Source organism: Endozoicomonas sp. 8E, from assembly GCF_032883915.1.
Taxonomy (GTDB): domain Bacteria; phylum Pseudomonadota; class Gammaproteobacteria; order Pseudomonadales; family Endozoicomonadaceae; genus Endozoicomonas_A.
This window is the reverse complement of record NZ_CP120717.1, coordinates 4512433-4532316: the sequence shown is the minus strand read 5'-3', so window position 1 is coordinate 4532316 and position 19884 is coordinate 4512433. Positions and strand designations below refer to the sequence as shown.

19 protein-coding genes and 1 tRNA gene are annotated in these 19884 nt (G+C 49.1%); 15 read left to right on the top strand and 5 right to left on the bottom strand.

The window, feature by feature from the left end; all coding sequences use genetic code 11:
* Positions 1–2 precede the first annotated feature (2 nt).
* The 3 genes from P6910_RS14980 to P6910_RS14970 form a co-directional block, all read right to left on the bottom strand.
* Positions 3–749 (bottom strand): DUF4194 domain-containing protein, encoded by a 747-nt coding sequence (locus P6910_RS14980; RefSeq protein WP_317142086.1) that lies wholly within the window; start codon positions 747–749, stop codon positions 3–5.
* 4 nt (positions 750–753) lie between these two features.
* Positions 754–2250, bottom strand: coding sequence for a DUF3375 domain-containing protein (locus P6910_RS14975; RefSeq protein ID WP_317142085.1), 1497 nt, complete (start codon positions 2248–2250; stop codon positions 754–756).
* A gap of 412 nt (positions 2251–2662) precedes the next feature.
* Positions 2663–3277 (bottom strand): hypothetical protein, encoded by a 615-nt coding sequence (locus tag P6910_RS14970; RefSeq protein WP_317142084.1) that lies wholly within the window; start codon positions 3275–3277, stop codon positions 2663–2665.
* Positions 3278–3811: 534 nt separating this feature from the next.
* Here P6910_RS14970 and P6910_RS14965 point away from each other — a divergent pair.
* Positions 3812–4324, top strand: a complete 513-nt coding sequence (locus tag P6910_RS14965) for a hypothetical protein (protein WP_317142083.1) — start codon at positions 3812–3814, stop codon at positions 4322–4324.
* 182 nt (positions 4325–4506) lie between these two features.
* Here P6910_RS14965 and P6910_RS14960 read toward each other — a convergent pair.
* A tRNA-Leu gene (locus P6910_RS14960) sits at positions 4507–4593 on the bottom strand.
* A 298-nt stretch (positions 4594–4891) separates the two neighbouring features.
* Between P6910_RS14960 and queA the strand changes: the two genes are divergently transcribed.
* From queA to P6910_RS14930, 6 genes are all read left to right on the top strand, one after another.
* On the top strand, positions 4892–5917 hold the full coding sequence (queA, locus tag P6910_RS14955) for a tRNA preQ1(34) S-adenosylmethionine ribosyltransferase-isomerase QueA (protein WP_317142082.1): 1026 nt from the start codon (positions 4892–4894) through the stop codon (positions 5915–5917).
* A 140-nt stretch (positions 5918–6057) separates the two neighbouring features.
* A complete protein-coding gene (tgt, locus tag P6910_RS14950; protein WP_317146556.1) occupies positions 6058–7170 on the top strand; it encodes a tRNA guanosine(34) transglycosylase Tgt in 1113 nt (370 codons plus the stop codon).
* A gap of 67 nt (positions 7171–7237) precedes the next feature.
* Complete coding sequence (gene yajC / locus P6910_RS14945) at positions 7238–7576, top strand: preprotein translocase subunit YajC (RefSeq protein ID WP_317142081.1); 339 nt, start codon at positions 7238–7240, stop codon at positions 7574–7576.
* 224 nt (positions 7577–7800) lie between these two features.
* On the top strand, positions 7801–9663 hold the full coding sequence (gene secD, locus P6910_RS14940; RefSeq protein ID WP_317142080.1) for a protein translocase subunit SecD: 1863 nt from the start codon (positions 7801–7803) through the stop codon (positions 9661–9663).
* Between the two features lie 10 nt (positions 9664–9673).
* Positions 9674–10606 (top strand): protein translocase subunit SecF, encoded by a 933-nt coding sequence (gene secF, locus P6910_RS14935; RefSeq protein WP_317142079.1) that lies wholly within the window; start codon positions 9674–9676, stop codon positions 10604–10606.
* A 199-nt stretch (positions 10607–10805) separates the two neighbouring features.
* Complete coding sequence (locus P6910_RS14930) at positions 10806–11345, top strand: isochorismatase family protein (RefSeq protein ID WP_317142078.1); 540 nt, start codon at positions 10806–10808, stop codon at positions 11343–11345.
* Between the two features lie 49 nt (positions 11346–11394).
* On the opposite strand, the gene P6910_RS14925 is transcribed toward P6910_RS14930, so the two are convergent.
* Positions 11395–12210, bottom strand: a complete 816-nt coding sequence (locus P6910_RS14925) for an inositol monophosphatase family protein (RefSeq protein ID WP_317142077.1) — start codon at positions 12208–12210, stop codon at positions 11395–11397.
* A 415-nt stretch (positions 12211–12625) separates the two neighbouring features.
* Between P6910_RS14925 and trmJ the strand changes: the two genes are divergently transcribed.
* The 8 genes from trmJ (at position 12626) to hscA (ending at position 19884) form a co-directional block, all read left to right on the top strand.
* Positions 12626–13426, top strand: a complete 801-nt coding sequence (gene trmJ / locus P6910_RS14920; RefSeq protein WP_317142076.1) for a tRNA (cytosine(32)/uridine(32)-2'-O)-methyltransferase TrmJ — start codon at positions 12626–12628, stop codon at positions 13424–13426.
* A gap of 54 nt (positions 13427–13480) precedes the next feature.
* Positions 13481–14287: a serine O-acetyltransferase gene (gene cysE, locus P6910_RS14915; protein ID WP_317142075.1), complete on the top strand. Its 807-nt coding sequence runs from the start codon at positions 13481–13483 to the stop codon at positions 14285–14287.
* A gap of 404 nt (positions 14288–14691) precedes the next feature.
* Positions 14692–15168: a Fe-S cluster assembly transcriptional regulator IscR gene (gene iscR, locus P6910_RS14910; protein ID WP_317142074.1), complete on the top strand. Its 477-nt coding sequence runs from the start codon at positions 14692–14694 to the stop codon at positions 15166–15168.
* Between the two features lie 85 nt (positions 15169–15253).
* A complete protein-coding gene (locus P6910_RS14905; RefSeq protein WP_317142073.1) occupies positions 15254–16468 on the top strand; it encodes an IscS subfamily cysteine desulfurase in 1215 nt (404 codons plus the stop codon).
* A gap of 27 nt (positions 16469–16495) precedes the next feature.
* Positions 16496–16882: a Fe-S cluster assembly scaffold IscU gene (gene iscU / locus P6910_RS14900; protein WP_317142072.1), complete on the top strand. Its 387-nt coding sequence runs from the start codon at positions 16496–16498 to the stop codon at positions 16880–16882.
* A 54-nt stretch (positions 16883–16936) separates the two neighbouring features.
* Positions 16937–17260 (top strand): iron-sulfur cluster assembly protein IscA, encoded by a 324-nt coding sequence (gene iscA, locus P6910_RS14895; protein ID WP_317142071.1) that lies wholly within the window; start codon positions 16937–16939, stop codon positions 17258–17260.
* A gap of 206 nt (positions 17261–17466) precedes the next feature.
* Positions 17467–18009: a Fe-S protein assembly co-chaperone HscB gene (hscB, locus tag P6910_RS14890; RefSeq protein WP_317142070.1), complete on the top strand. Its 543-nt coding sequence runs from the start codon at positions 17467–17469 to the stop codon at positions 18007–18009.
* 9 nt (positions 18010–18018) lie between these two features.
* The gene (gene hscA, locus P6910_RS14885) at positions 18019–19884 is read left to right on the top strand and encodes a Fe-S protein assembly chaperone HscA (protein ID WP_317142069.1); all 1866 of its coding nucleotides are present in this window, start codon (positions 18019–18021) and stop codon (positions 19882–19884) included.

Below are 19884 nucleotides of genomic sequence, written 5' to 3'. Positions count from 1 at the left end.
GCTTACTGCTCTGCCTCATCACGGACAATGGTTGTGGAAACGTCATCAGACAGACTGTGTAATTGTTTGAAGTGGTTCAACAAGGTTTGCAGGCTCTCAGGATTCGCCAGATGTGTGATGATGGGTCGGATGGTTACTGTTTGCTGTTTGTCGTCTACTGAAACCAGTCCGTGGCTTGAGAGTTTGTCCAGCAGATTATCCAGCCGCTTGCGTTCACGGGAGTCGCTCCCCATATCACCCAGGTAGACCTGAAGCTGGGAAAGCAGTTCTTCAATATCAACCCGTGCATCACTGGCACCAATCCCGGCTTCTTGTTCATGGGAGATATACTGCTGCCGAAGTATGGCGATCAGGAGAGATTGTTCCATAGTTATCCGTTGTCGCCTGACCAGTGGATGTGTCCATTCATCACCGTCTGTCCCGTCCTCTTCCTGGTTCTGCCAGAGGTCGCTTACCACCAGAAATGCGAGGCCACGGATATCATCAATGGTGAGTTTCAGATCCAGAGGTTCCAGAATTTGATTGATCTGCTCCCGGGAGACAACGGACTGTTGATAGAGATTGGGTCGACGGCTGGCTTCAAGATAACCGAATTTCATCAGCTCCTGTACAGCCTTCTTTATGTTTTTAGCCGTTATTGTGGTGGGGTTTTCATGCTGCTGGCTGTTGGATTGGTCCTCTGGAACATCTGCCGGGGGCGGCTGCTTCTGCGTCCCGGAAGCAATCAGTTGGTCAAAAAAATCGCTCATAGTTTTACAGTTCCCAATTAATGGCGGACAGGGTTTCCCCTTCCAGATTAGCTTTTGGCAGATAGAATCGGAGCCAGTGTCCATCGCGGTCCTGAATATCCAGTTGCTCCTCATCCTGATCGACAATCAGTTCCGCTTCCCTGGCCATGCTTAACCAGAGTGCCAGGGTTTCCAGGTCGTGGGTCGGGGGCAGGTGTTCTGCCAGCTCGGCGATGGTCATGGGTGTGCCCCGGCGCTTTAACAGGGCAATGGTCTCTTCCAGAAGTGCTTCTCTGTCCAGACCATCAAAGGCGTCCCAGAAATCATCGTCCAGCTCATTCAGATCGACGGCACCTTGAGTGAGCATTAGCTCCCGGGACTCCAGCTGCTCAAGGGATTTGAACGTCAGTCGTTCAATCAGAGGCAGTCCGGATAAGGGGATTGCCAGCGGCTTGAATGGCGCGGGGGCGCGTCGTAGTTTCTGGCTCTGCCAATCCAGATTCAATGCGCTTTCCATAATGTCATTCAGCAGTTGGCCCACACGGTGGTGCTCGGCTGCCAGCCCGGATTTCAGAAAACCTTTCACATCGCGTTCGCTGCGGGCCCTGGCACGAATCACATATTCGGACTCCCGGACCAGGCTGGAGGTGAGCCAGCGCAGTTCGGCGGACTGCTGTTGTGTCAGGGCCTTGCGGCAGGGGGCACTGCCAAGAATACTCCGTAATTGATGCTTCATATTCTCCAGCTCAACCGAGTGGCTCAGCTGCTGATAAAAGCCGTGGAAAACCTGACCTTCGGGTGTGTTCAGGAGATGGTCGTGGCTATCGAGCAGGCGGTCGACGATCTCTCCCCGGTGGTGCTGTTCACTGATAATGGATTGGCGGAGGTGTCGGTCCGCCTCACGATAGGAATCTTCAACTCTGCGAAAGTCCGACTTCAGTGTCATGGCCAGGTTATAAACTTCCCGTATATTTTCCACTGCAGATGGCCCGTCAAGCACTTTAAATTCACCACGATTAACCCGTTCCAGCTCCTGTTGAAGTGCCTCGATCTGTCGTTTCAGTGCATTTGCCCGGCTTTTCTGATCGGGGTTCAGCTTGGCTTCAAGAGTATCGATCTCCCGTTGGACAGTGGCCAGGCGGGAAGCAGTAGACGTCATAATGCGATTATCCATGCCGTCAATAAACTCCATGGCCTGTTGCAGGGCATCCGTAGCAAACAGCTGACCTTCCCGTTCTACGATCAGCTTGCGTCGACGCCACTCTCTCATCTCCTTTTTGGCCAATAACAGAAAGTCTTCGGTATCGATATCGAACTCATCGTGATTGACAAACTGACTGAGAATTTCGGCCAGAACGTGGAGGGCTTCTTCTTCTGAAACTGCCTCCCGTTCCTGCTCGAACAGAGTCTTAAGGCAACTGATCATCAAGGGGCCACGCCGGGATGCCAGCAGTTGCCAGGCTGGATTTTGGTTGCGGGCCAGCACTAGGTCGTTGCTGAGTTTACTATCGGGGGAGAGCATTTTTGTAGTCCCGTCAGGTGCTGGAATAGGGGCTGTTTTTATAATAGTTGGCGATATTATCGGACTACAGAACTTTTTAAAAGTTCATCGTTTTGATATGTCTTTGTCCTTTCCTTGCCAATGGTAACCAACAAAACATATCGCACAGGTAGACCTGAAGCCGGGTAAGCAGTTCTCCAATATCAACCTCTGCATCACTGGGACCAATCCTGGCTTCTTGGCCCGTAATAAACAGTCGTACAGGCTAATTTTCATAGCATGTATGGCTAATCAATAGTTAAGTCATCAGTCAGCTGGTGATATATGACTTATTGATCCTTAAAATGACCAGAACATTGATACCGAACGGCTGATACAGTTGTTCCGTTCTACCTGCTGTTATTTCAGGGTGTCTTAAACGGTAGCCAGAACACTATATGAGGTTCATGGATTTATACTTTTCAATCAGTACTTTAATACTATTATGCTTCCAATATTCATTACTAATATGGAGCTTTGTTGGCCTAATTTCGTCATCACCTGTAAACGTAATGATCGTTTCCTCATTTTCCCACTCCATTTCGACCTTGCGTTCCTTTGAACCGCCCAAAGGATGAGCAGAGAATCCAGAACCTGATATAGTTGGGAGAATTTCGATGCGGCCTTTCAACAATTGTTTAAAATCCAGACATCCGACAAATATCTTTTTTGAATAGCCATCCACTTTCAGATGCACAGAAGGGTGATGTAATTTTTCCAAACGAGCTTTCCGTTCAGCCCTAACTATGTCTTGGCCGAAGTAGAGAGGTGGTGCTTCATGCTTGAAAGCTCTATAGCTTCCGACATCGAAATAGCCCCCGAGACGGGAATGCTCTTCATGCTTAATGGGTTTCTGAATTGAAGGCTGGACTTCCTGATTTTGATGAACAGAAACGGAGCGGCTGGCATATGAGCCTGCGCTTTCCTTTTTTTGGCGCAATCCGTCATCTTTATTGCTGAAAGCACCACTACAATAAGGCTGGCCAACACTATTAATACCTGGATTCATTGAAAATACTCCTTTTCGTTACTCACCCAATATCAGTCAATAGTGTGAGAGTCCTATTTTAAGATTCAATTTTGGTAACATTAAGTTCTCTAAGTTTTAGACAAGTAAATTAACTGAAAGTTCAATTTTTGTTTATCTTCTTTTTATCACATTCGGTAACTGCCTCACTACTCATCAAATCGTCACTATGTACGTGACGTCTGATGGGGTTGCTTGTTTTTGCGTCGCGGAAGCAATCAGTCAGACAAAAAAACGCTCATAGTTTAACATCTCCCGATTAATGTAATGGCGGACAGGATTTCTCATTCCAGATTAGTTTTTGGTAGATAGAGCCAGAGCCAATGTCTATCGCGGTCGAGAATATCCAGTTGCTCCACATCCCGAACGATAATCAGTTTCGCTTCAGATTCTTTGGATGCTCAGTAATTTCCTGGGCATTCTACTGGGTCATTTGAACTATTTTCTGATTTATTGGTCAAAACGACAGAGTTTAGAAAATCTCTGATTTATGCAATAAAAAACAGGAAAAAAGGAATGAACAACATACCTGAAACCAGTGCTACAACTTCAGCATTAAGCAGTCTGCCGCCAACAGATGATGAGGAAGTCGTCCGTGCTTTTGATGATAACAAGGAGGTTAAACCCAGTGATATTGGCAATGAGCTTTCTCAACGTCGGCCAGAAAATGCAGGATGTCTTCTTCAGGAAAGAAGCGTTGCTTTGTTTTGTGGGGATCGGGTCAAAAAGATGGATAGAGAGATCAAAGCCTTCTTGAGGTCTTTCGACTCTAATCCTCATGGTTACTTTACAACCAAGTTTCATGATTTGCTAAAAGTTGCTGATGACACACTCTCTCACCCCCTCAACCAGGACTGGTCAAAAATTGATGCAAATATGATGAGAGGCCTGGCACATATGATAATTGGCCATCTTATTCATTATCGCAATGAACTCCCCAGTGAAAGAGTAATAATTGAACATAAAATAGAAGAGCTGAGACAATACATTGATACGATAAAAGGTAACACTGTTGAAACCAGTGTGTGAACGGGATGGCTGTTGAATGATATTTATCGAGTGAGTTCTCGCCAGGCGACGGGCGATACTTACCAACAGTTCAAGGAGATATGAGCGATTGAGTGTTGCAAAAAATCTGCCCCTCTGCCTGTCCCTGATTCACAGACAGAAAAAGACTTGTGGTGCTCACTAACGCAGAGGGGTTTTCTTACTGGTACCGGTGGGCGGACTCGAACCGCCACGCCCGCAAAGGCGGGGGATTTTGAATCCCCTATGTCTACCAATTCCATCACACCGGCACTGTCTTCGGGACTGTGCTGTCCCGACAAGATGTGGCGTAGTATACATAAGCCCGAACCGTTTTCAACAGCCGTTTTGCCCTGAGAGTTGGTATTCGGTGTTTCTGATTGTTTTCTCTTCCTTCTTTTCGTAGTGACTGAAACCAAAGTGCATAGAATGTCGCCTGACAGAGTTGGGGTTTTGCAGTATATTGACGTGCTTTTTTGAGAAATGGCCCTGTTTGCCCGGACTCGTGATTCGAATCGGTTGAGCTGCTTCTGGCTGTTTAGTTTTCAAGTACCAGGCCACACACTTACTATGCGCGTCAGTGATTTTGATTTTGAGCTGCCCGACGAACAGATTGCCCGGTTTCCTGCCAGGGAACGAACCGGTAGTCGTTTGTTGCGGCTTGATGGTCCGACAGAGACCATTACCCATGGGCAGTTTTCCGATGTAGAAAGTCTGCTCGTGCCCGGCGATCTCCTGGTCATGAACAATACCCGGGTTATTCCTGCGAGGTTGTTTGGCCAAAAGGAGACCGGTGGCAAACTGGAAGTTTTGATAGAACGTGTTTTGGAAGAACGAAAAGTTTTAGCGCACATACGTTCCAGTAAAGCGCCAAAGTCCGGCAGCCGTATCTTTCTGGCTGATGGTTGTGTGGAAGCAGAAGTGACAGGTCGGCAAGGGGCTCTGTTTCTCATTGACTTTGATAAGCCCGTGCTGCCTCAGTTACAAGAGCATGGTCATATGCCTCTTCCGCCTTATATTGACCGGGAAGATGGTAGTGCGGATCGTCTGAGGTATCAGACAGTGTTTGCTCAAAAAGACGGTGCTGTGGCAGCGCCAACTGCCGGTCTGCATTTTGACGAAGCCATGTTGCAACGCCTGAAAGATAAAGGTGTTGAGCAGGCTTTTGTTACTTTGCACATAGGTTCTGGCACTTTTCAGCCAGTGCGGGTTGAGAATATCGCTGACCATGAAATGCATTCTGAGTACATAGAGGTGCCGAAAGAAGTCTGTGAAGCAGTCAATGCCGTTCGTGCCCGGGGTAATAAAGTCGTGGCTGTAGGGACTACGTCGGTACGTTCCCTGGAGTCAGCGTCCAGAGATGGGGAAATCAAACCCTTCTTCGGCGACACAGATATCTTTATTTTCCCGGGTTATGAATTCCGTTCTGTAGATGCAATGATCACGAACTTCCACCTTCCACAGTCCACATTGTTGATGCTGGTCAGTGCCTTTTCAGGTAAAGACGCCATACTTCGGGCCTACAACGAGGCGGTGAAAGAAGGCTATCGATTCTTCAGTTATGGCGATGCCATGTGGCTGACCCGCAAAGCCTGAATATGAAAGTCGGACGTCGGGCTTGAAAAAAACGGATCCGTTCCCACCTTAAACTTGATTTTATTTTAGATATGACTCAGATGAATGCAGTCTGCTGTGTCGTCTGAATTGAGAGGCTCATGAGTAGAGAAGAGTGCTTCATGCAGTTCCAGGAGCTCGCCACTGATGGTGAAGCTCGACGTGGACGGCTGACCTTTCCCCGTGGCACGGTTGAAACGCCCTGTTTTATGCCCGTCGGTACCTATGGCACCGTTAAAGGCATGATGCCCAAGGATATTGCCGACACCGGTGCGGAGATTATTCTCGGGAATACGTTCCATCTGATGTTGCGTCCCGGCACCGAAATTATCCGTGAGCATGGGGATTTGCACGATTTCAATCAATGGCAGGGGCCGATTCTGACCGACTCGGGTGGTTTTCAGGTTTTCAGTCTGGGCAAATTGCGCAAGATCACTGAAGAAGGTGTTTCCTTCAAGTCGCCTGTGGATGGCTCTCCTGTATTCCTGAGCCCTGAAGTCTCCATGCAGGTTCAGCGTGAGCTGGGTTCAGATATTGTCATGATCTTTGACGAGTGCACCGATGGCGAGGCTACTGAAAAGGAAGCAGAAGAGTCCATGGAGTTGTCCCTTCGCTGGGCTAAGCGCTCCAAACAGGCCCATGACGACAGTCCTTCAGCCCTGTTTGGCATTATCCAGGGCGGCATGTTTGAGCATCTGCGCGATCGTTCTCTGGAAGGGCTGGCCGAGATTGGCTTTGATGGTTATGCCATTGGCGGTCTTTCTGTGGGTGAAACCAAGGCGGATATGATGCGTATTCTGTCGCACATTACCAATAAAGTGCCCGAAGGTTATCCACGTTACCTGATGGGCGTGGGCAAGCCGGAAGATATTGTTGAAGCCGTTCGCCGTGGTGTGGATATGTTTGACTGTGTGATGCCGACCCGAAATGCCCGCAACGGCCATCTTTTTGTAGACGAAGGTGTCATTAAAATTCGCAATGCCGTCCATAAGCGGGATAACCGGCCATTGGAAGAGGGTTGCGACTGCTATACTTGCCAGAATTTCAGTCGCTCCTATCTGCATCATCTGGACAAATGTGGCGAGATCCTGGGCTGTATGCTCAATACAATCCACAATCTTCGCTACTACCAGAGAGTCATGGCAGGTTTGCGAGACGCCATTGAACAAGGTAAATTGGACGACTTTGTCGAAGAGTTCTACCGAAAGCGTGGTCAAGCAGTGCCGGTACTTTAATCGGTCGGTAAGATCCTGTTTTTGATGTAACGGAATTTAACTGTGTATTGTTTTAAGGAGCATTTGAATGATCCCATTCATCAGTCCGGCATTTGCTGAAGCGGCTGGATCAGCCCCTGTGGGTCCTAGCATGTACGGTCAGCTGATCATGCTGGGCGGTTTTGTCCTGATTTTCTGGCTGCTGATCTGGCGCCCGCAGTCCAAGCGGGCCAAGGAGCACAAGAATCTGCTCAGCAACCTGTCCAAGGGGGATGAGGTCGTGACCACTGGTGGTATCGTTGGCAAGGTCGTGAACACTACCGATGAGTTTATTACCCTTAAGGTTGCCGAGAACATCGAACTGAACTTCCAAAAATCTTCAGTAGCTGCTTCTCTGCCCAAGGGCACTATTAAAGCCATTCAGTAATAGTCATGTGCTAATTAATAGTCATGAGCTATGGAAATGATTTTTCCGCATCGTTGATGATGAAAAATTTTTTCATGATAAAAAGCGTGACCGGAAATCGAGGATGGTTTCCGGTTATTTCTGGAGAAACGGACTTTGCCTGAGCATCAGGGAGAGTTTTTGTTCCTTGAACAGGCTTCTTTCTGATCCAGGCATTTAAAATTTAGAACAGGAACCGGTGGGCCATGCTCAATCGATATCCGCTGTGGAAGTACCTGCTGATTGCAATCATCGTTGCCCTTGGCTTTGTGTACGCTCTGCCCAATTTGTATCCCGATGACCCTGCTATTCAGATATCGGGCGCCAGTTCATCTGAAACCATCAATGCTGGTGTGCAGGATAAGGCGCAGAAAGCGCTTGCTGAGGCCAATATTGAGGTTAAGGCCAGTGATAATAATAACGATGCCTTGTTGATTCGACTGAAGCATGCTGATCAACAGCAGTTGGCTAAATCGGTGATAAAGGACGCACTGGGCGATGACTACATCGTAGCGCTCAATCTGGCTCCGACAACACCTGAATGGCTGACATCCATGGGCGCCTATCCCATGAAACTGGGTCTGGATTTGTCGGGCGGTGTGCACTTCCAGCTGGAGGTGGATACGGATCGGGCTGTTAAGACCAAGCTGGATATTTCCAATACCGAAATTCGTACACTGCTCCGAAAAGAAAGGCTCCGCTATCGCACTATGCCAGATCGTGCTGACGGTGCCCGTCAGCTGGCATTCCTGGATGAAACAACCCGTGACAAGGCAGAGCGCCTGATCAAACGTGAGTTTCCTGATTTGCTGGTAGAGGCTGATGACCTGGGGGAGCGTTATGCTGTTTCCTATCGCTACTCCGAACAGTATATTCGTGAACTGGAGGATTATGCGGTCAAGCAAAACCTGACGACTGTTCGTAACCGTGTTAACGAGTTGGGTGTTTCTGAACCTCTGGTACAGCGTCAGGGGCGTAACAGCATCGTTGTTGAGCTTCCGGGTGTTCAGGATACCGCGGAAGCCAAGCGTATTCTCGGTAAAACCGCTAACCTCGAGTTCCGTCTCGAGGCGCTGCCAAATGCTTCTCGCAGTACTTCAGAGGCTTTTGATTACCAGGGGCGTTCCGTTAACCTGGAGCGCGACATAATTATTACCGGTGAGCGAGTTTCCAGTGCTCAGTCAAACTTTGATACCGAAAGTGGTCAGCCTCAGGTAAACATCAGTCTGGATAGTACCGGCGGCAAGAAAATGAATAACGCCACGCGAAATAATGTCGGGCGCAGCATGGCGGTCATCTTTATTGAGCAGAAGCCTGTGACCCGTACTGAAACTCGTGAAATTGACGGAAACTTGGTCAAAGTTAAAGTGCCTGGTTTCCGCGAAGAAAAACGAGTGATCAGTCTGGCTACTATTCAGTCGGCACTGGGTAACCAGTTCCGTATTACCGGTCTGGATTCTTCGGGTGAAGCCTCTGAGCTGGCTCTGTTGCTAAGAGCTGGCTCCCTGGCGGCGCCTATGTATTTTGTTGAAGAGCGTACAGTGGGCCCAAGCCTGGGTGCCGAGAATATCAAGATGGGGCTGGACTCTACTCTGATGGGGCTGGGTCTGGTTGTCATGTTTATGGTGGTGGTCTACCGGGTGTTTGGTTTGCTGGCGAATATTGCCCTGGCTATCAATCTTATGCTCTTGATTGCTGTCATGAGTATCTTTGGTGCTACCCTGACAATGCCCGGTATTGCCGGTATCGTTCTGACACTGGGTATGGCGGTGGATGCCAACGTGCTGGTGTTCTCGCGTATTCGAGAGGAGATTAAGCTGGGGCGTCCTATACAGCGTGCGATTCATGATGGTTATGATCGTGCTTTTGTATCGATTTTTGATGGTAATATTACCACGCTTTTGGTCGGTCTGATTCTCTTTGCCGTGGGAACCGGTCCAATCAAGGGCTTCGCTGTGACTCTGTCTATCGGTATCGTCACATCCATGTTCACCGCGATTATGGTGACCCGCTCACTGGTGAATCTGGTGTATGGCGGACGTCGTGATCTGAAGAAACTGAGCATCTGAGGTGGTCACAATGGCAGACAAGAAAGCAGCCTTGAGCGATAAAACCATTAATTTTATGAAGTTGCGTACCTATGCAACTATTCTTTCCGTTGTGATGATTCTGGGCTCCCTGGCTTCCCTGGCCACTAAAGGAATTAACTGGGGTCTGGATTTTACCGGCGGTACCCTGATCGAGTTGGTTTATGATCAGCCTGCGAACACTGAAGAGATTCGTAATCAGCTGGGTGAAGCTGGTTATAATGACGCCGTCGTGCAGGAGTTCGGTTCTGTGCGTGACATTCTGGTTCGTATTCCCGGTGATGACCCTGCTCTGGGTCATAATATTGCCAGGCAGTTGAATCAGAATCACGATGGCAGCGTTGTCGTCAAACGAGTCGAGTTTGTTGGTCCTCAGGTGGGTGAGCGACTGAGAGAGCAGGGTGGCCTGGGGATGCTGATGGCCCTGGGTCTGGTTATGCTTTATATCGCTTTCCGATTCCAGTTCAAGTTTTCTGTTGGTGCCGTTCTGGCATTGACTCATGACACCATTATCGTTCTGGGATTGTTCTCCTTTCTGCAGTTGCAGTTCGACCTCACCGTTCTGGCGGCGATACTGGCGGTTATTGGTTACTCGTTGAACGATACCATTATTGTCTACGACAGAATTCGTGAAAACTTCAGGAAGCTGAGGAAGGGTGATGCTGATGAAATCATCAATGTTTCCCTGACTCAGACATTGGGCCGGACATTGGCGACCTCGGGTACTACCTTGATGGTACTGCTCTCTCTGTTCCTGTTTGGAGGTGAGATGATCAATGGTTTTGCCACAGCACTGATTGTAGGTATTGGTGTGGGTACTTATTCCTCCATCTATATTGCCTCTAATCTGCTGATTTACATGAAGATCAGTCGCGAAGACCTGATTGTTCCTGTTAAGGAAGATGATGCTGATCACAGACCCTGATGGCTGTCGTTACCAGGTCTCTGTATTGAGGCGCCTGTCAGTTTAATGAATAACCGGCCGTAAAAAGGTCGGTTTTTTTTGCGCTCTGACTCAATGTTTTACATCTTGTCATGCTGCATAAAAAGCAACCTGTACAATGGCTTTGGATCAGGTCCCAAATATTATTAAACTGTTTGTACTACCGCGTTGAGGTGTCAGTATGCTGAGTCAGAATAATACCGCTCTGGTTGTTGTTGATGTTCAGGGTAAGCTTGCCACATTGATGTATAAGCAGGAGAAAATGCATGACGCTCTGGTGAAAATGATTAAAGGGGTTCGAATGCTGAATATGCCTGTTTTATGGCTGGAGCAGTTGCCCGAAAAATTGGGGCGAACGACTCCTGAGGTTGCAGATGAGTTGGAGGGTGTGACTCCCATAGCTAAGGCAACATTCAGTGGTTGTGGGCACCAGACGTTTATGGATTCACTTATGGCAACTGGAAAAACATGCATTTTGCTGTCCGGTATTGAGACTCATATTTGTGTCTATCAGACGGCTCTGGATTTAATGGCTTCAGGCTATGAAGTTGAAATAGTGGCTGATGCGACTTCATCCAGATCTAAGCACAGCAAGCGACTGGCGTTAGATAAATTGGCACGCAAGGGTGTTGAGGTGACCAATGTTGAAATGGCGTTGTTTGAACTGATGAGAACTGCCGAGAGTGATGTTTTTCGGGATCTGGCGAAACTGGTGAAATGACTTTGCCTGAAAAACGAGCCTTAGCCCGTAAGGGTAAGGCTCTATGAGGTCAGCGTCCCATGTTTTCATGGGTAAATGGACGAATACGTTGCAGCACTTCCTTGAAGCATTTGGGGTTGGCGGCAACGACCTGACCCTTGTCCAGGAAGTCGTGTCTGCCATTGAAATCGCTGCAAAGACCACCGGCTTCCTGAATCAACAGTATGCCAGCTGCCATATCATATTTTTGCAGACCGAATTCCCAGAATGCGTCCAGACGGCCGCAGGCAACGTAGGCCAGATCAAGTGCGGCAGCGCCTGCACGACGAATGCCGGCAGTATCGCCCAGTAAGGCGCGCATCATGTTCAGGTAGCCGTCCAGATAGTTCAGGCTGTTTCCGGAGAAAGGGATGCCTGTCCCGATTAATGCGCCTTCAAGGCTTTTGCGGTTGCTCACGCGAATGCGTTTGCTGTTCATTGTGGCACCTTGTCCACGGCTGGCGCAAAATGCCTCGTCACGAATGGGGTCAAGCACAACGGCGTGTTCAATACGGCCGCGATATTGACAGGCAATAGAAATAGCAAAAGTGGGGATGCCACGGATGAAGTTGGTGGTGCCATCCAGTGGATCAATGATCCAGAGGTAGTCCTTACCTTCACCTTTTCCTTCAATAATTCCGGACTCTTCACCAAAAAATCCGTGGTCGGGGTACGCCTTCTTTAATGCGCCGATAATGGCTTGCTCGGAAGCTCTGTCGACTTCAGTGACAAAGTCGTTCCGGTCTTTTGCCTGCACCTTGAGGCTCTCGAGGTCCTGATGGGCATGAAGGATGATTTCGGCGGCCGAGCGAGCTGCTCGCAGGGCCATATTCACCATGGGTTGCATAGGCTGGACTACGTCTGACTGTGAAAGATCGAAATGCTGACCGAGGAGATCGGCAGCCTGGTACAGACTGGTTTCCTACTCCGGAAAAATAAAGCTCCGAGTATTAGGCCAGTGACTGGGAAAATAATCGCGTGAGTATAACAGTGTTATTTAAGACTGGAAACCTTTCGCTGCGCTCCTGTGTAGTCTCTGATTTAATGGTGATGATCAGGATGAAGGTATTGGTTGTTAACTATATCGGTTTTAAGGTCAATAGAAGCTTCCCTTGCGTGGCTGTCAGTCATTGTTTGGGTTAAACTTGCCGCTTCGATCGTAGACATCATAAAAAATCATCCGCTACAGGTTTTGGATGAGTTTTATGGCTTTTAATGAGCTTCTGGCTCCTTGTTTTTTGGTGCAAACGAGATATCCCTCAGTGAGTGACGCAGTAGCAATTGAGCCTTTGGTGCTCGACAATATTTCCATTGTTCTGATCAATACCACTCATCCCGGTAATATCGGAGCGGCAGCAAGGGCTATGAAGACCATGGGGCTTGGTAAGCTGGTGTTGGTGGAGCCGCAGGAGTTTCCTTCAGGTAAGGCTAGTGCGCTGGCTTCCGGAGCGGACGATCTGCTGGCTGATGCCAGAGTGGTGAGTACTTTAGAAGAGGCAGTAGCAGACTGTCACTTTGTAGTCGGTACCAGTGCCAGAGTCAGAGGGGTGTCGCTCCCCCTGGTTGATCCACGTGCCTGTGCTAACCAGATTCTTTCTGAAGCGAGTTCAGGAGGTATTGCTCTGGTTTTTGGTAGGGAGGATCGCGGGATGACTAATGAAGAATTACAGATGTGTCATCTTCAGGTGCATGTACCGACCAATCCGGATTTCAGCTCGCTGAACCTCGGAGCTGCTGTCCAGGTTATGACCTACGAGTTGAGAATGACATGGCTGGCTGTAACTCGGGGTGAAGTTCCGTTGCCTTCACCGCGAACCCATGAACTGGCTTCCCAGGATGATGTGGAGCGTTTTTATGAGCATTTATATAAGACGCTGGTGCAAATCGGCTTTCTTGAGCACAGCAGTCATGAGAAGATCATGGCCAAGCTCAGGCGTATGTACGGCCGCATTCGTCCAGATCGCGTCGAGCTGAGTATCCTTAGAGGCATTTTGTCAGAGACGGGGAAGTTTGCAGATTGTTCCGGCAGGACTGAAGAGGCTGAAGAGACTCAAAAGAAGTAAGAATGTACATTCAATAATAACAACAGCACCCAGAAACAAGTGACGAATTGACCCATGTTTGAACGTTTAAAAGAAGACATAAGAACGGTCATGGTACGTGATCCGGCTGCCCGGAGCACCTTTGAAGTTCTTACCAACTATCCGGGGCTTCATGCTCTGCTGTTGCATCGTGCGGCGCATAAAATCTGGAAGTCCGGGTTCTGCTGGTTGGGTCGATCACTATCGACATTCAGTCGCTGGTTAACTGGTATAGAAATACATCCTGGTGCCAGCATTGGTCGACGTTTTTTCATAGACCATGGAATGGGTGTGGTGATCGGTGAAACGGCCATCATTCATGACGATGTGACTCTTTATCATGGTGTAACGCTGGGTGGGACTTCGCCAAATAGAGGTAAAAATCACCCTTCGAATCAGGGTAAGCGTCACCCGACACTTATGGAGGGAGTTGTGGTTGGTGCAGGTGCCAAGGTGTTGGGCCCATTTATTGTTGGCGCAAATGCCAAAATTGGTTCCAACTCAGTGGTGGTTCGTGAAGTACCTGAAGGTGCTACGGTGGTCGGCATACCGGGGCGTATCGTCAAAAAGCGTGAAGAAGTGGACTGTCGGCGCCAGAAAATGGCCGAAAAGATAGGTTTTGATGCCTATGCAGTTACAGAAGATATGCCGGATCCTACCGCAAACGCTATATCTGCGATGCTGGATCATATGCAGGCAGTGGATAGCCGTATAGAAGAGCTCTGTATGACGCTCAGGGAGCGCGGGCTTGATTGTGGTGACAAGCAGCTGCCTGAGTTAAGAAAAGAAGATTTTGCCAGCGTCAAGTCAGGCGGGGAGGATGAGGTGCTTACGCATCCATAATTTGCTTGGATGCAGGGCGCTGCTTGTATACAATGGCGTCGGCTTATAGGTCGGTACGTTTTTTATAGTGTTTTGCTAGTAACGTTTCCAGATAGTTGAGCAACAGGTCCTTACTTTAGGTGATCTTTTCAGTTGGCTTGATCTCAATTCTGCCTTATCGCTCTTCAACCCACTCCTCTCTCTCTCGCATTGGTTGGCTTAAGGCCAAAACAGGCTCTCGAGCTATCATTTATAATACTTGACTAAATTACTAGGGTATTTCATAATTCGCACGAATACTGATCCTGCGATGGTTTTATTACGTATACAGGATGGAGCTGCTATCTGGACAGGCAGCAAAATCAGTAGATTGGATTCTTTTGATAATACCGGCTCTGGTCGGCTAGTTCGGAGATGTTGCCAGCATGCGATTAACAACAAAAGGGCGTTATGCCGTAACCGCTATGTTGGACCTGGCTCTTCATGCTGGTGAAGGGCCTATAGCGCTGGCTGATATTTCCGATCGTCAGGGTATCTCTCTGTCCTATCTGGAGCAGCTGTTTTCTCGTCTCCGTAAGGGAGACCTGGTATGCAGTGTTCGAGGGCCTGGAGGTGGTTATCGCCTCAGTCGTGATATTGATGAAATCTATGTGGCAGAAGTGATTGATGCGGTTAATGAATCGGTCGATGCCACGCGATGTCACGGCAGTGGTTCCTGCCAGAAAGGAGCTAAGTGCCTTACCCATGACCTCTGGCATGATCTTAGCCAGCAGATCCACGAGTTCCTCAGTGGTATCAGTCTTGCTGAACTCGTTGCCAGACGTGAGGTTCAGAGTGTTGCAATCCGTCAGGATGAGCAGCAGGGACTGAAAAACAAGAGTGCGATCAATAGTCTTCTTTGATGAGGGAAGTTCAGTTGATCGCAGGGACAAACAGCCTTGAGCGACTCGAACGACATCAGTGTCCGAGCGCCTGGAGATGTACGGGATGAAACTACCTATATACCTGGATTATTCAGCAACAACACCCTGTGATCCTCGTGTTGCTGAGAAGATGAGTCAATGTCTGTTGTCTGAGGGCAATTTCGGTAATCCTGCATCCCGTTCACATGTATTCGGCTGGAAGGCAGAAGAAGCGGTTGAAAATGCTCGCAGGCAGGTTGCGGACTTGTTGAATGCTGACCCCCGCGAAATTGTCTGGACTTCAGGTGCCACCGAGTCTGACAACCTGGCCATTAAAGGCGTAGCGCACTTTTACAGCAAGAAGGGTAAGCACGTCATTACTTCAAGGATTGAACACAAAGCGGTTCTGGATGCCTGTCGTCAGTTAGAGCGTGAAGGTTTTGAGGTGACTTACCTCGAGCCAGATTCTCAAGGGATGATTACTCCCGGGCAGGTAAGCAATGCACTGCGTGAAGACACTGTTCTGGTTAGTCTCATGCACGTCAATAATGAAATTGGTGTGGTCACAGATATCGCAGCGATTGGCGAAATCACCCGGGCCAACAAGGTTTTGTTCCACGTTGATGCTTCGCAGAGTGCCGGTAAACTGCCTATTGACCTGGGTAGTCTCAAAGTGGATCTGATGTCTTTATCGGCTCACAAAATGTATGGCCCTAAAGGTGTGGGTGTCCTGTACGTGCGCCGTAAGCCACGCGTTCGTATCGAGGCTCAAATTCATGGCGGCGGTCATGAGCGTGGTATGCGTTCAGGTACTCTTGCTACACATCAGCTCGTCGGTATGGGTGAAGCTTGTCGTATCGCCAAAGAAGAGATGGGTGCCGATAACGAGCACAGCCTGAAGTTGCGTCAACGCTTTTTGAACAGTATTTCAGACATGGAAGAAGTTCATGTCAATGGCAGTCTTGAACACCGTGTTGCCGGTAATCTCAATATCAGCTTTGCCTTCGTGGAAGGTGAGTCCCTGATTATGTCTCTGAAAGATATTGCTGTCTCTTCCGGGTCGGCCTGTACTTCAGCCAGTCTGGAACCGTCTTATGTGCTGCGTGCGCTGGGCGTCAGCGATGAGCTGGCACACAGTTCCCTGCGTTTCAGCTTTGGTCGTTTCACAACGGCTGAAGAAGTAGATCATGCTGTAGCCCAGGTAAGAGAGGCCGTAGGAAAACTGCGTGAACTTTCACCTCTTTGGGATATGTACAAGGATGGCGTAGATCTGAGCACTGTTCAGTGGGTAGCACACTAATATCGAACCGGGTGGGAGGAAAATATCATGGCATACAGTGAAAAAGTAATCGATCACTACGAGAATCCCCGCAATGTCGGCAAACTCGACGACAAATCTGACAAGGTAGGTACCGGTATGGTCGGTGCGCCCGCCTGTGGTGATGTAATGCGTCTTCAGATTCAGGTCAGCGATGAGGGTGTGATTGAAGATGCCCGTTTCAAAACCTACGGGTGTGGTTCTGCTATTGCCTCCAGCTCTTTGGCAACAGAGTGGATGAAAGGCAAGACCCTGGATCAGGCAGCAGAAATTAAAAACACAGATATTGCTGAAGAGTTGGCGCTTCCTCCTGTGAAGATCCACTGTTCAGTGCTGGCTGAAGATGCAATCAAGGCTGCAATAGACGATTATCGTACCAAGCACGGCGAGTCTTAAGGTCAGTGATATTTCATTGACCTGCTGGATTTATGTATTGAGTTGGAGTATTTCATGGCGATCACCATGACAAAGGCCGCAGCCCGGCATGTAAGGGATCAACTGAAGAAGCGCGGCAGAGGGCTAGGTATCCGTGTTGCGGTGCGAACTTCTGGCTGTTCGGGCATGGCTTATGTGCTGGAGTTCGTGGATGAAACTGCCAAAGACGAGCTGTCTTTTAAAAGTCAGGGCGTCTACATATACTCGGATCAGAAGAGTCTGGTCTACCTTGATGGCACTGAGCTTGATTTTGTCAGGGAAGGTTTGAATGAAGGCTTTCAATTCAACAACCCCAATGCAGCCAGTGAGTGCGGTTGTGGTGAGAGCTTTAACGTTTGAATCCTGACGTACAGTGATACCTATGCAGCCTGACCTTGTCCGTTTTTGAATGCATTGAAAAGTCTTTTGTCGCGCAGGTGATGAAAGACTTTTTGGCATTGAGAGAGTGTCGCAATAAAGGCTGCGTAATAAATAAGTTTTGGGATTTCAGACATTTTATTTGTTGCTGGAATTCCAGCATTCACCTATTTGGAATGTCCGGTATCGTGGTCGATTTAACCAAGAATTTTTTCGAGCTGTTTCAGTTGCCTGTCGAATTTCAGGTCGACCAGGCGTTATTATCCGAGCGATATCGCGAATTGCAAAAGTCGGTTCATCCTGACCGTTTTGCCGGGGAAGACGAGCGTCAGCAAAGGTTGGCGGTTCAGTATGCGGCCTATGTTAATGAAGGGTTCGAAACACTGAAGTTGCCTCTCAATCGCTCACTTTACCTGCTGGACCTGGCTGGTCGTCCTGTTGATCTTGAAAATAATACGCTTATGGACACGGTCTTCCTGATGGAGCAGATGGAGCTGAGAGAAGTTGTCAGCGAAATTCGTGAACATCAGGATCCTGAGTCTGAACTGGATCGGCTGATGGCTCAAGTGGACCAATCTGTAACGGATTATCAAAACGAATTTGCCTCTCTCTGGCAAAAGGGCGATGAGGCTTCTCTGGAGCAGGCTGCGGCTGTCGTTCAAAAAATGCAATTCATGGTTAAGCTGTCTACCGAACTGGAACAGCTGGAAGCCGAGTTCCTGGATGATTGAGAATCGAATATGGCACTTCTTCAGATATCTGAACCCGGGCAGGCTCCGGAACCTCATCAGCAAAAACGTGCAGTAGGCATCGATCTGGGAACGACCAACTCCCTGGTAGCGACCGTTCGATCCGGCTCTGTGGAAACATTACCAGATCACGATGGCCATCATATTCTGCCCTCAATAGTTCGATACGCAGACCAGGGTATCGAGGTGGGGCTGGCTGCGAAACCTCACGTCGTGGAGGATTCCCTGAATACCATTGTCTCGGTTAAGCGATTAATGGGACGAGGTCTGGAAGATGTCAATACGCTGGGTGAGGTGATGCCTTATCACTTCACTCAATCAGAAAGCAGTATGCCTCTGATAGAAACCCGTATGGGTGCTGTCAGTCCGGTTGAGGTGTCTGCTGAAATTCTTCGTTCATTATCAGAGCGTGCCAGGGAAAGCCTGGGCGGTGATTTGGATGGCGCGGTCATTACCGTGCCTGCCTATTTTGACGATGCACAACGGCAGGCAACTAAATATGCAGCCAGGCTGGCAGGTTTACATGTGTACCGTCTTTTGAATGAACCCACCGCAGCGGCCGTTGCCTACGGACTGGATGAAGGCGCGGAAGGGGTTATTGCTGTCTTCGATCTGGGTGGTGGTACCTTCGATATTTCTGTGCTCAGGTTGAAGAAAGGCGTGTTCGAAGTCATGGCTACGGGTGGTGATACTGCACTGGGTGGTGATGATTTTGACAAAGCCGTTGCCCGTTGGATTCTGGAGTCCGCTTCCGTTTCCGAAGCGGATCTCGACAGTGGGCTTTTCAGGGCTGTAATGACAGAGGCCTGCAGGGTCAAAGAAGCCCTGACTGACTTTGATAGTGTGCCCGTCGCCTTTGCTGGCTGGCAAGGTGAGCTGAGCCGTGTTCGGTTCAATGGACTGATTAAGCCACTGGTTTCCAGAACCATCAGAGCGTTCAAGCGAGCCCTGCGTGATGCAGGCGTTAAGGCGGCTGACATTCGTGATGTAGTTATGGTGGGTGGTTCTACCCGTGTACCCTTGGTTCGAGAGTCTGTGGCTGAATTTGCCGGCAAGCAACCCCTGACGTCTATTGATCCGGATCGGGTCGTTGCAATGGGCGCTGCACAACAGGCCAATGTTCTGGCAGGGAACAAGTCTGCTGAAGAAATGTTGCTGTTGGACGTTATTCCTCTTTCGCTCGGTCTGGAGACCATGGGTGGACTGATGGAAAAAGTCATTCACAGAAATACCACTATCCCGGTCAGCAGGGCTCAGGAGTTCACTACCTATAAAGAAGGCCAGACCGCGATGGCCATACAGGTTTTGCAAGGTGAGCGGGAACTGGTGAGAGATAACCGTTCGCTGGCTCGCTTCGAGTTGCGCGGTATTCCGCCACTGCCTGCCGGTGCTGCCAAGATTCGTGTGACTTTCCAGGTCGACGCGGACGGTCTGCTGGATGTTTCAGCGGAAGAAATGGCAACGGGTGTTAAAAGCAGTGTACAGGTCAAGCCCTCATTTGGTCTGACCGATGATGAAATCGCTCGTATGCTGAAAGAGTCCATGAGTAGTGCTGTCGAAGACCGGGATGCCAGGAAACTGCGGGAGCAGGAAGTTGAGGCTGATCGTTTGACAGAAGCTCTGACAACGGCACTTGAAGTCGACGGGCGTGAACTGCTGAGTGAAGATGAATTTAACCGGCTGGTGGCTGATCTGGAACAACTCGGAACTGTAAGGCGTCTGGGCAATGCCGACGCCATCAAGCTAGAAATAGAACGTATCAATAAGGCCAGTGATGAGTTTGCTGCCCGTCGAATGAATTCGGGCATACGAAAAGCACTCTCGGGCCATAAGATTGACGAATTCAAGGAGTCCTGA